The sequence below is a fragment of the Chitinophaga cymbidii genome, from assembly GCF_007992715.1.
GTDB lineage: Bacteria > Bacteroidota > Bacteroidia > Chitinophagales > Chitinophagaceae > Chitinophaga > Chitinophaga cymbidii.
This window is the reverse complement of record NZ_BKAU01000001.1, coordinates 2,025,490-2,037,770: the sequence shown is the minus strand read 5'-3', so window position 1 is coordinate 2,037,770 and position 12,281 is coordinate 2,025,490. Positions and strand designations below refer to the sequence as shown.

The window sequence follows — 12,281 nt, the reverse complement described above, 5'->3', positions numbered from 1 at the left end:
TTCCACATGTAAATGCCTGGTAAGCAATTAGAAAGAAACGGATTACTTGCCAAAGAGGCCGCCGAGCAAACCACCCAGGCCGCCACCGCTCTGTTGCTGTTTGGCGCCATTGCTGATCATGCTGGTAAGGTCGTTCAGGTCCACATCGCCATCACCGTCTTTGTCCAGCCCGCCCGCAAATTTGCCGAGCAGTCCGCCGAGGTTAAGCCCTTGCGTGGAGCCGCCGGTCAGGGAGCTGAAAATACCGTCCAGCGAGAAACCGTTGTCGTTGGGATCGTTGGTCTTTTTTACGAGGGAGCCCAGCACGGCGGGAATGAGTGAGCCGGCGATAGAAGCGGCGGTGCCGCCGTTCAGGTTGAATTTTTCCTGCAGGTTCCCGATGAGGTTGCCGGAAATGTTGTTCACAACGGGGTTGCTATTGTCCACCTGGCCGTTGGAGTTGAACAGTCCCATCACGTCTTTCAGATTGCCGCTGGCAAGGGCGTCCTGCAGGCCGGTTGCAACGGTTTTGGTAGCTTCTCCGATGACAGCTTCATTCTGGTCATTGGGTACGGCGGGGTTAGCCACCACGGCATCCTGGGCGTTATCGCGCACCAGTTGTAATAATTGGTCCAACATGTTGTAATAGTTTAAGATGGAATGAAATAGATATGATACAGGTACAAATGCTCAATCGACTGATCCGGACTATTGTAGGATAAATAACACCCGTTTCCGCAAATTGTTGTTTCCCGGCATATTAAAATTACATTACCATCTGGTCGCCGGACTTCATTTTCTCGGCATTCTCCGCGAACTGCAGGGCTTCCACCATTTCCTGGATGTCGCCGTTCATGAAGGCGTCCATGTTATACATGGTCATCCCGATGCGGTGGTCAGTGATACGGCCCTGGGGGTAGTTATAGGTGCGGATCTTCGCGGAGCGGTCACCAGTGGAAACAAGGCTTTTACGTTGGGATGCGATGGCGTCCTCATGCTTGCGTACGGCCGCTTCGTAGATGCGGGTGCGGAGCATGCGCATGGCAATGTCGCGGTTGGAGTGCTGGCTGCGGCCTTCCTGGCATTCTACCACCACGCCGGTGGGGATGTGGGTCAGGCGTACGGCGGATTCCGTTTTGTTAACGTGCTGACCGCCCGCGCCGGAAGAACGGAAGGTATCCATTTTGATGTCTGCCTCGCGGATCTCCACGTCCACATCTTCCGCCTCGGGCAGCACGGCCACCGTAGCAGCGGAGGTATGCACGCGGCCGGACGCTTCCGTAGCAGGAACACGCTGCACGCGGTGTACGCCGGATTCAAATTTAAGTGTGCCGTATACATCATCCCCGGTCACTTCCACCACTACTTCCTTATAACCACCCACGGCGCCGGGGTTTTCGTTCATGATCGATGTTTTCCATCCTTTATTCTCGCAGAAACGCAGGTACATGCGCAGCAGGTCGCCCGCGAAAAGGCTGGCCTCATCGCCGCCGGTGCCGCCGCGGATCTCCAGGATGGCGTTCTTCTCGTCCTGCGGGTCTTTGGGGATCAGCAGGTTGCGGATGTCCGCTTCCGCTTTCTCCTTCTGCTCCGCCAGGGATTCCGTTTCCTCCTTCGCCAGTTCCCGCATCTCTTCATCCCCGCTTTCCAGCACTTCCTTGTTGAAGGCAATAGTATCCAGCAGCTTGCGGTAAGCATCGTAAGCCTTTACGATCTTTTCCAGCTGCCTGAATTCCTTGCTCAGCTTGCTGAACTGCTTGTTATCCTTTACAACCTCGGGATTGGTCAGCGCCAGCTCTACCTGTTCGTACCTTCCCCGGATGGCATCTAATTTATCTATCATAAGTGTTGAACGAATTATCAATTACCAAGGAAAAATCCTTATTTCGTAATTGCTTCGGGTTGCAAAATTACATTTTTGCCTATTAAAAAGAACGGGGCGGACAATAAGTATGGAGATGATCAAGCTGGCAGCCGATGATATTTTCGATGGAAGGCGTTTTCTCGGTCCCGACCGCGTGCTGGTGCTGGATGCTTCCGGCGCGGTAACGGCCGTGGTGCCGCGCTCCTGGGCGGGTGACGACATACAGCAGCTGAAAGGATGGCTTTGCCCGGGATTTATCAACGCGCACTGCCACCTGGAACTGTCGCATATGAAAGGCTGCATCCCGGAGCATACGGGGCTCCCGGCGTTTCTGACGCGCGTTATGGAGCAGCGGCAGCCCCCCGGCCCCGAAATACTGGAGGAGGCCATCGAAGCAGCCGGGCAGGCTATGCAGGCCGAAGGCATCGTAGCCGTGGGCGATATCTGCAACACCGCCGCCACCCTGCCCTACAAGCTGAAATCCCCGCTTTACTGGCACAGCTTCATAGAATGCATGGGCTTTGTGGACGCCACCGCCCCCCAGCGCCTGGAACACTCCGCCGCCATCTACGCGCAATTCAGGGCGCAGCACCTCCCCGTTTCCCTGGCGCCGCATGCCCCCTATTCCGTTTCCGCCACCCTGTTCCGCCTGATCGCCGGAATGGACAACAATACGCCGCTGACCATCCACAACCAGGAATGCGCGGCGGAAGACGAGCTTTACCGGCAAAAAACAGGCGCTTTCATGGATTTTTTCCGGCACTTCGGCATTCAAACCGACAACTTTGAAGCCACCGGCCGCAGCAGCCTGCAAAGCTGGCTGCCCTATCTGAAAGACGCTCCCCGCCTGCTGCTGGTGCATAATACGTTCACCTCCGAAGAAGATATCCGCTTCGCGGCCGACGCCAACGTTTCCTGGTGCTTCTGCCCCAATGCCAACGCCTATATCGAAAACCGCCTGCCGGACACTCCCGCCTTTTTGCGCAACGGCGTAAAACCGGCGCTGGGAACGGACAGCCTCGCGTCCAACCACCAGTTGTCCATCTGGCAGGAAGTGCAGACCGTACGCCGCCACTATCCCCACATCCCGCTGGAGGAAGTGCTGCAATGGGCAACGATCAACGGCGCCGAAGCACTCGGACTGGCGGATACGCTCGGCAGCTTCGAAAAAGGAAAACGCCCCGGCATCGTGCAGATCGTAGATAATAACGCTAAAGCATACACGCTATATGAATGAGTTCCTGAATACCGACATCATGGGCAACACGCTCCGCAACTACGGCATCGTGCTCGCCATTGTGCTCTTCATTTATTTCATCCGCCGTTACCTCTCCCGCAACATCGCCGCCTGGCTCTTCCGGCTGATCCGCCACTGGTCGCCGCAGATCGCGGAGCGGGAATTTGTGGAGCTGCTGCTCAAGCCGCTGGAATACTTCCTGCTGCTGACCGCCTTTATCATGGCCAGCAACCACCTGGTATTCCCGCCGGAGCTGAACATCACGCTGTACAACCGCACCGGCGAGCCCTACACGCTGAAGATGTTCACAGACCTCCTCGTGAAAGTGACCTTCACCTGCACTGTGATATGGATCGTGCTGCGCCTGATAGATTTCATTGCGCTGATCCTCGAAAAGAAAGCGGACCTCACAGAAGACAAAACCGATAACCAGTTCGTTGTTTTCTTCCGGGATTTCTTCAAAGCGATCATTTTTATCATCGGCTTCATTGCATTGATGAACATCCTTTTCGGACGCGGCCTGGTAGAAAAGCTGGTGGCCGGCCTCGGTATCGGCGCGGCAGCCCTCGCCCTCGCCGCAAAAGAAAGCATTGAAAACCTCATCGGCTCTTTCATCATTTTCTTCGACAAACCTTTTCGTGTAGGCGACTTCGTTAAGGTGGATTCCTTCCAGGGAACAGTGGAAAAGATCGGGCTGCGCAGCACCCGCATCCGCACGCTGGACAAAACATTTATAACGGTGCCGAATAAAAAGATGGTGGACAGCGTGCTGGATAACCTTTCCCTGCGCACGCAGCAACGGGTGGCGCTGAAGCTGGAACTGGCGCCTGATACGCCGTCCGAAAGCGTGATGGCGGTGGTAAAAAGCCTGCAGGATTACCTCGACAATCACAAAGACGTAGAAAAGGGCGCGTCCGTCAGCCTTTTCGATTTCGGAAAAGATTCTTTCGTGCTGCAGATCATCTACATGACCAATATCCTGGATAATACGCCTTACGTGAACATGCGGGAGAACGTGAACCTGGAGCTGGTGCGGATACTGGAAAGCAACGGGGTAAAACTGGCGGCCAGAACGGATACGCCGGCGGCATAAAAAAAGGAGCGTGCACCTTTCCGGTACACGCTCCTTTTTCAGCAATACGATGAATTATTTCTCCTCCTTCCGGTTCATCTTCATAATGATCTGGGCGAGGTCCTGCTCTACGGTTTCTTTCGGCGTACCGCTGATCCGGCCTTCTTCCTTGCCGTCGCGCATAACGATGATAACCGGCAGTCTTTTTGCCTTGTAGCCGTCCGCCGTAGCGTCACCGGAACTGCCGCTGTTGTCGAATCCGTAAAGGTGGATGCTTTCTTCGGGAACGCTTGACAGGATCATTACTTTATAGAATTTGGTCAGCAGGTCCTTGCTGGCCTGATCCGTAGTATTTACAAGCGCAACAAGCTGCACTTTATCCTTGTTCGTCTTGATGTAATTCACCATGTTCTCATTCACCTGGTATTTGTTTACGCCCGTATAGAACCAGGCGAAAGCAGAATCGCTGATCAGCTGCTTCATCTTTATCTTGCCTTTCAGTTGCCCGGCACCGTTCCCGTTCTGCGCCATTGCCACTGAAGACAGTAACAAGCCGCACCCTAATAATACTGTGTGTAAACGCATAGTTTGTATTTTATAATTGATCTTTTAATTCTGTTAAAAATTGCCGCACTTTCTGGAGGGACTTTACCATTTCAAAATTCCGGGAAGCTACCCGTTTGTCCTCACGCAGTTTTTGCTTGGCGCCTTCGATGGTGTATTTGCGCTCGCGCAGCAGGTGGTAGATGAGCTTCAGGTTCTGGATGTCTTCCTGCCGGAAAAGGCGGTCGCCTTTGCGGTTCTTTTTCGGTTGCAGGATGTCGAATTCATTTTCCCAATACCTCACCAGGGAAGTATTGACCCTGAACATGCCCGCCACTTCGCTGATGGAATAGTACTGCTTGTCCAGCGTCATTTTTTCCAGTTCCTGTATCACATGCGGGTCGCCGGCCAGCTCTTTCAGACTTTTGCGGCCGCGCTTCTTGCCTTTTGGGGGCAGTGCCGCCGCGGATGCATCGTCGTTCTTGTCCTTTACGGGTTGCGCCGCTGACGCAGGCTTTGCAGGGGCCACTTGCTGCGGCTCGCCTCCAAATAAGTCCAGTTGCTGCATCATACCGAAATCAATTGTTTTGAAAGAGAATACGGATACAATAATACGGAATAGCTTTCATGCACAATCGCGCTTTTCCTTCAATAATCATTCCATTAATCGAATGACTGGTTGCCGGAGCGGGCGATCTTCAGCATGCGGTCGAATTGTTCAGGCGTAAGGTCGTTGTAAAAAAAGTAAACCGGGTCTACCTTGATGCCGTTCTTGCTGACCTCGTAGTGGCAGTGCGGGCCGGTAGATTTACCGGTGCTGCCCACCCATCCGATCACGTCGCCGCGATTGACGGTCTGCCCGCGTTTCGCCTTGATGCGGTACATATGGCCGTACAGGGATTTATAACCATAACCGTGATTGATCACCACGTGGTTGCCGTAGCCCACATCGCTCAGGCTCGCTTCCTCCACCTTCCCGTCGCCGGTGGCGTAGATGGGCGTGCCGGAAGGCGCAGCGAAGTCGAGGCCGCTGTGGAACTTCATGGTTTTATAGATCGGGTCGATGCGGTAGCCGAAACCGGATGCGATGCGGTCCAGGTCCTTATTCGCCACCGGCTGTATGGCCGGGATGGAAGCCAGCATTTTCTGCTTGTTCTTGATCAGGTCTTCTATCTGGATGTAAGATTTCTCCTGGATGGCTACCCTGTTTACCAGCTCGTCCAGCATTTTGGAGGTAGCGTTGATGATGACTTCGTTGGGTTTTGTCTGCAGGCGCGCCAGCTCCTCGTCTTTCCGGTTATCGCCGGCGCGGACGCTGTCCGGGATCGGCGCCGCCTCGAATATCACCCGGTAGATCTCGTTATCCCGGTGCTGCAGCTCGTCCAGCTGCCCCCTTAGTTCAGAAAGCCTGCCCTGCAGAGCATTATACTCCTCCTTCATATTGTCGATATCGCTGCGGAGCATCTTTTCTTTAGGGGAATCCAGGAAGCGGTAGGCCACGGAGAGAAAAAGGATGCCGGTAACGATGGCAGCGGAGATAAAGCCCAGGACCCTCAAGATTTTCACGCGCACAGACACTACCAGCTTTTCATATTTGAGCGTCTGTGTATTATAAAAATATTTGATCTTCTTCATGGACCTTGTTGGCTTAATGAGGGTGCACCCTATGTTTTAATTATTTCAATATTTTTGCACCGCGTTCAACCTTCGCGAAAAACGGATACGGTTTCTTCAGGAGCTCACAAACCTAATAGAATTAGGCTAAAACGGCAACCTTTTGAATGTCAATTTTGTTAGTGGCCTTTTTATCGATCACAAATAAAAGCCAAATTTGGGATTGACGCAATTATAAAATTAAAATTAGATATTAATACGTAGTAATATTTTATGACCGCAGCCGAGATCAGACAACAGTTTCTGGATTTTTTTGCTTCCAAAGGCCATCATATCGTGCCTTCAGCCCCTATCGTGGTGAAAAACGATCCTACCCTGCTGTTTACCAACGCGGGGATGAACCAGTTCAAAGACCTGTTCCTCGGTAACAAGCCGGCGCCTTACAAAAGGGTGGCGGATACCCAGAAGTGCCTGAGGGTCAGCGGAAAACACAACGACCTGGAAGAAGTGGGCATCGATACCTACCATCATACCATGTTCGAAATGCTCGGCAACTGGAGCTTCGGCGACTATTTCAAGCCGGAAGCCATTGCCTGGAGCTGGGAGCTGCTCACGGAAGTATATAAGCTCCCGAAAGACCGGTTATATGTGACTGTTTTTGAAGGCGATGCGAAAGAAAAGCTGCCGGCGGACAGTGAAGCGGCCGGGGAATGGAAAAAATATATCGCCGAAGACCGCATCCTGATGGGCAACAAGAAGGATAACTTCTGGGAAATGGGCGATACCGGGCCATGCGGACCCTGCACGGAAATTCATGTGGACTGCCGCACCGATGCCGAAAGGGCCGCAAAGCCCGGCCACGAGCTGGTGAACAACGACCATCCCCAGGTCATTGAAATATGGAATAACGTATTCATGCAGTTCAACCGCCTGAAAGACGGTACCCTGGAACCCCTGCCCGCGAGGCATGTGGATACTGGCATGGGCTTCGAGCGGCTGGTGCGCGTATTGCAGGGCAAGCAAAGCAATTATGATACGGACGTGTTCATGCCCGTGATCCATGCCACGGAAAAGCTCTGCGGCAAAAAATATGGTGAAACGGAAAAGACGGACATCGCCTTCCGCGTGATCGCCGATCATATCCGCGCCATCTGCTTTACCATCGCGGACGGGCAGCTGCCGGCCAACAACGGCGCGGGGTACGTGATCCGCCGCATCCTCCGCAGGGCCGTGCGGTATGCGTTTTCTTTTCTGGAAGTGAAAAAGCCGCTGCTGCATGAGCTGGTGCCCACATTGGCAGACCAGTTCGCTCATGTGTTTCCGGAGCTGCAACAGCAGGTGGACTTTGTAAAGAAAGTAGTATTCGAAGAGGAAAACAGCTTCCTGCGTACGCTGGACAGCGGCCTGAGCAGGATCGAAGCGCTTACGAACGCAAAGGCATCTAATGCCGGCACTACAACGACTGACGACAAAATAACAAGTTCTGCCGCCACTACCGCAGCAACGATCGACGGTAAGATCGCCTTCGAACTGTTCGATACCTACGGTTTCCCCATCGACCTCACCAACCTGATCGCATCTGAAAAAGGCTACCAGGTGGACATGGCCGGTTTCGAGGCGGAAATGAAAAAGCAGAAAGACCGCTCCCGCGCGGCCACCGAGCTGGATATGGGGGACTGGACCATTCTGCAGGACCAGCCTTCCGGCGTGTTTGTAGGATATACTGAACTGGAAACAGCGGCCAAAGTGCTGAAATACCGGAAGATCAAAGCAAAAGGCAAAGAGCAATACCAGCTGGTGCTGGACAAAACGCCCTTCTACGCTGAAAGCGGCGGACAGGTGGGTGATACCGGCACGCTGGCTTTCGGTAACGAAACGATCGCCGTAACGGATACCAAAAAGGAAAACGATCTCATCGTGCATTTTGTGGACGCCCTGCCGGCGAACGTGGAAGGCACGGTTACCGCCACGGTGGATGCCCCCAAACGGCAAAGCATTGCCCGTCACCACTCGGCCACGCACCTCCTGCATACCGCATTGCGCCAGGTACTGGGTACGCACGTAGCGCAGAAAGGATCACTGGTAAATGCGGATTACCTGCGCTTCGACTTTTCCCATTTTGCAAAAGTGACGGACGAAGAACTGGCGCAGATCGAAGCGATCATCAATGAAAAGATCCGGGAAAATATTCCCGTGGTGATAAAGGAACTTCCCCGCGAAGAAGCCCTCAAACTCGGCGCTATGGCGCTGTTCGGGGAAAAATACGGTGAAACGGTTCGCGTAGTGACCATCGATCCCGCCTATTCCGTAGAGCTGTGCGGCGGCACACACGTGGGCAGCACCGGAGAACTGGGACTGTTCAAGTTCACTGCGGAAAGTGCCGTAGCGGCTGGTGTACGCCGTGTTGAAGCGGTGACCGGCGCAAGAGCGGAAGCTTATGTGAACGAACATCTGCAACAGCTGAAAGAAGCAAAAGCGCTCCTGAAAAACCCGAAAGATTTTACCAAAGCGATCGACCAGCTGGTGAACGATAAAGCAGCCCTGGAAAAACAGCTGGCAGCCCTGGAACTGAAGCAGGTACAGCAGTTCGCCACCACCCTGCCACAGAAAGCAGTCGCGGTGAACGGCGTACATTTCCTTGGCGCCGTTGTGGAAGCCGGCAACGCTGAAATGCTCAAACAGCTTGCGCTGGCGGTGAAAGATCTCTTAACGGCGCCTTACCTGGCCGTGCTTTGCGCCAACATCGGCGGGAAAGCGCAGGTGACCGTGCTGGTAGACGAGCAATTGGTGAAAGAGAAAGGCTTGAATGCGCAGAAGATCATCAAGGAACAGGTGGCGCCGCTGATCAAAGGCGGCGGCGGCGGGCAGCCGGTGCTGGCCTCCGCGGGCGGACAGGATGCCGGGCAGTTGGACCAGGTGGTTGAGAAAGTGAAAGCGCTGCTTTGATGCCCCACTGGCACAGACAGGCAGGGTGCAGTTCACCGGAACAGGTGATCGAAAAGTGACCGGCAAGGCGTATCAAGTGTAAAAACAACAACTTATTCTTTCAGAAGGCTCTCCCTGCGGAGGGCCTTCTTTATTGGCTTTTCCTTCATCCATTTTTTAACAATCCCTTAAAAAACCATCGCCGTTTTTAACATTTCTTTACCCCTTCCAGCCCCTAAATTTGCCTCATGCGCAGATTTTTATATACCCTCGGTTTCACGGCGATCACAGCACTGGCACTGCCGGCCGCTGCACAGGACAACCGCTCTGATAAAATGGGCGAATATGATGAGATCGTCATCAAAAGGAAAGACGGCAATAAGAACGCGAAAGTAACCGTAGAGATCAAAGACGGTGAAGTGCTGGTAGACGGTAAAAAGATCGAAGATTACAAAAACGGCAGCGTCATCGTACAGCACCGGGTGATCACTCCCAGGAACGGCAACGCCCCCGAAAGCGGCGAAATGCTTTTCCCCGGCATGGGCGATAACGCATGGTCATCCATCACACCCAACCCCGCCGTGCTAGGCGTTATCACAGAAAAACAGGAAGCCGTCGGCGCCACCATCACGACAGTTTCCGAAGGCTCCGCAGCGGAAAAAGCAGGACTGAAAGCCGGCGATGTGATCTCCCGCGTGAACGACAAAGCGATCAACGAACCGCAGGAACTGTATGAAGCCATTGGTGAACTGAAACCCGGCGACAAGGTAACGGTGACGTATAAACGTAACGGCAAGGAAAATAAAGCAACCGCCACGCTGCAAAAAAGAGAAAATACACAACCGCGTTCTTTCCGGATCATGCCGGATGGGCAGGACAATAATTTCTTCCGCTTCCGCACACCGGACCAGCGCGGCAGATCGCCGTTCGGCGACTTCTTCCGCGGGAACAGCGGCACACGCCTAGGGCTTTCCGTGCAGGACACACAAGACAACACCGGCGCTAAAGTACTGGGCGTAACATCCGGCTCCGCCGCCGCCAAAGCCGGTTTCAAAGAAAACGACATCATCACGGAGATCGGCGGGCAAACAGTAAAGAACGCGAAAGACGTTGTAGAAAGCTACCGCGACAATAAAGACAAAGGCGCCATTACCGCAAAAGTGAAACGTAACGGGAACGTGCAAACGCTGAATATCACCGTGCCGAAGCAATTGAACACGGAGAACCTGTAAACTGCAACCGGCGGCAAAACACATGGGATTTGCTCAGCACACGCCATGAAGCTGTAGTTGCAGAACACTGCCTGCTCCGCATGCACCCATGAAGCTGTAGTTACAGAACACATGCCTGCTCCGCATGCACCATGAAACCGTAGTTACAGAACACATGCCTGCTTCGCACACGCCATGAAGCTGTAGTTACAGTATACATGCAACCTGCTCCGCACATGCCATGAAGCTGCAATAGCGCGCCCCCAACATGCAAGTAAAGTTTGATTATAGTTTAAGTGTAAAGCAAAAAAAAGCGGTCCGTATAATGCGGGCCGTTTTTTATAGCTACAACCGCTGAAGTGAGTGACACAACGGCGGCTGACAAAAGCCCAACAGCCGGCTACCTCATCATCATCTTCGCCAGCTTCAGCTTGCTCCCGAACGGCGGGTACTTCACCGGCACATCCAGCCAGGTGCCTGTTTTCATCACGCTCTTCACCTGCGTCAGCTCATCAAACCCCGCGCGCCCGTGATACCTTCCCATTCCGCTTTGCGCCACGCCGCCGAAAGGCAGCTCCGGATTAGTGAAATGAACGAGCGTATTGTTGATGCACCCGCCGCCGAAGGGCACCTGTTCAATAAACGTTCTTTCGGTACGGCGGCTTTTGGTGAATACGTAGAGTGACAAAGGATTGGGATGACGGGCGATGACGGCCAGCGCCTCTTCCGTTGTTTTATACGGGATCAGCGGCAGCAGCGGGCCGAAGATCTCCTCCTGCATGATTGGCGCGTCGGGCGGCACATCTGTCAGCAGGGTGGGCGCGATGTATTTATCCGCGCGGTCGGTTTCGCCGCCGGCGAGAATGCGGCCCTGCTGTAAATAACCGGCCAGCTGATCGAATCGTTTTTCGTTGATGATGCGCGCGTAATCGGCGCTCCGGAAGGGATCTTCGCCGAAGAACTGCCGGATGGCGGCGTTCATCTGCTTTACCAGCGGCTCCATCACTTTTTCGTGCACCAGCACGTAATCCGGCGCAATGCAGGTCTGCCCCGCATTCCAGCATTTCCCCCAGATGATGCGCCGGGCGGCGGTCTTTATATCCGCTCCCTTATCCACGACGCAGGGGCTTTTGCCGCCCAGTTCCAGCGTTACGGGCGTGAGGTGCGGCGCGGCCATGGCCAGTATTTTTCGGCCCACGGCGACGCTGCCGGTGAAGAACACATGATCGAAGCGGTGCTCCATGGCGGCGGGGATCACCTGCTCCCCTTCGCCGCTGATAACCGTTACATAGGCGGGATCGAACGCTTCGCGGATGACCTTTTCCGTTACGGCGGCTGTAGCGGGGGCCAGCTCCGAAGGCTTCAGGATGGCGCAGTTTCCCGCGGCAATATTGGCAATGAGTGGCGCGATCATCAGCTGGAACGGGTAGTTCCAGGGGCCGATCAGCAGGGTCAGGCCCTTAGGGTCCCGGTACACCTTGCTGGCGGAGGGATATTGCAGCAGCGGCGAGGTGACGGGCTGAGGGCGCATCCAGCTGCGGAGATTGGTCAATGTATTGTTGATCTCGTCGTACAGCAACCCCACTTCACTGCCGAACGCTTCCATGGGATGCTTGCGCAGGTCCGCATACAGCGCTTCGAGGATCGCGGGCTCATGCTGCTTCAATACCGATTTGAGCTTTTTTAACTGTGACCGGCGAAAAGCGTAAGAGCGGGTGGCGCCGGAGCCGAAAAAGCTGCGCTGTGCGGTGTATATCTCTGCGATAGAAGCCATAGGACAAGATTATCTGTTACAATTTCGCGAAAATTCCCTGCTTTTTTGCAGTTTGAATATCT

Annotated in this window: 10 protein-coding genes; 4 read left to right on the top strand and 6 right to left on the bottom strand. The window is 54.2% G+C overall.

Annotation, left to right across the window (positions count from 1 at the left end; all coding sequences use genetic code 11):
• Positions 1–42: 42 nt before the first annotated feature.
• Entirely contained in the window at positions 43–618 is a 576-nt protein-coding gene (locus CCY01nite_RS08320; RefSeq protein ID WP_146859582.1) for a hypothetical protein, read from the bottom strand.
• 127 nt (positions 619–745) lie between these two features.
• The gene (prfA, locus tag CCY01nite_RS08315; protein WP_146859580.1) at positions 746–1,822 is read right to left on the bottom strand and encodes a peptide chain release factor 1; all 1,077 of its coding nucleotides are present in this window, start codon (positions 1,820–1,822) and stop codon (positions 746–748) included.
• A gap of 109 nt (positions 1,823–1,931) precedes the next feature.
• Here prfA and CCY01nite_RS08310 point away from each other — a divergent pair, with 109 nt between their 5' ends.
• Positions 1,932–3,080: an amidohydrolase family protein gene (locus CCY01nite_RS08310; protein ID WP_146859578.1), complete on the top strand. Its 1,149-nt coding sequence runs from the start codon at positions 1,932–1,934 to the stop codon at positions 3,078–3,080.
• The gene (locus CCY01nite_RS08305; protein ID WP_146859576.1) at positions 3,073–4,173 is read left to right on the top strand and encodes a mechanosensitive ion channel family protein; all 1,101 of its coding nucleotides are present in this window, start codon (positions 3,073–3,075) and stop codon (positions 4,171–4,173) included. Before CCY01nite_RS08310 ends, CCY01nite_RS08305 begins: the two co-directional genes overlap by 8 nt.
• 54 nt (positions 4,174–4,227) lie before the next feature.
• On the opposite strand, the gene CCY01nite_RS08300 is transcribed toward CCY01nite_RS08305, so the two are convergent.
• The 3 genes from CCY01nite_RS08300 to CCY01nite_RS08290 form a co-directional block, all read right to left on the bottom strand.
• Positions 4,228–4,737: a hypothetical protein gene (locus tag CCY01nite_RS08300; RefSeq protein WP_146859575.1), complete on the bottom strand. Its 510-nt coding sequence runs from the start codon at positions 4,735–4,737 to the stop codon at positions 4,228–4,230.
• 10 nt (positions 4,738–4,747) lie between these two features.
• Positions 4,748–5,266, bottom strand: coding sequence for a MerR family transcriptional regulator (locus CCY01nite_RS26860; RefSeq protein WP_246129889.1), 519 nt, complete (start codon positions 5,264–5,266; stop codon positions 4,748–4,750).
• Positions 5,267–5,358: 92 nt separating this feature from the next.
• Positions 5,359–6,330, bottom strand: a complete 972-nt coding sequence (locus CCY01nite_RS08290; protein ID WP_146859573.1) for a M23 family metallopeptidase — start codon at positions 6,328–6,330, stop codon at positions 5,359–5,361.
• A 252-nt stretch (positions 6,331–6,582) separates the two neighbouring features.
• On the opposite strand from CCY01nite_RS08290, the gene alaS reads away from it, so the two are divergent.
• Positions 6,583–9,255: an alanine--tRNA ligase gene (gene alaS, locus CCY01nite_RS08285; protein WP_146859571.1), complete on the top strand. Its 2,673-nt coding sequence runs from the start codon at positions 6,583–6,585 to the stop codon at positions 9,253–9,255.
• A 227-nt stretch (positions 9,256–9,482) separates the two neighbouring features.
• Entirely contained in the window at positions 9,483–10,466 is a 984-nt protein-coding gene (locus CCY01nite_RS08280; RefSeq protein WP_146859569.1) for a PDZ domain-containing protein, read from the top strand.
• 379 nt (positions 10,467–10,845) lie between these two features.
• On the opposite strand, the gene CCY01nite_RS08275 is transcribed toward CCY01nite_RS08280, so the two are convergent.
• Positions 10,846–12,219: an aldehyde dehydrogenase gene (locus tag CCY01nite_RS08275; RefSeq protein WP_146859567.1), complete on the bottom strand. Its 1,374-nt coding sequence runs from the start codon at positions 12,217–12,219 to the stop codon at positions 10,846–10,848.
• Positions 12,220–12,281: the final 62 nt, after the last annotated feature.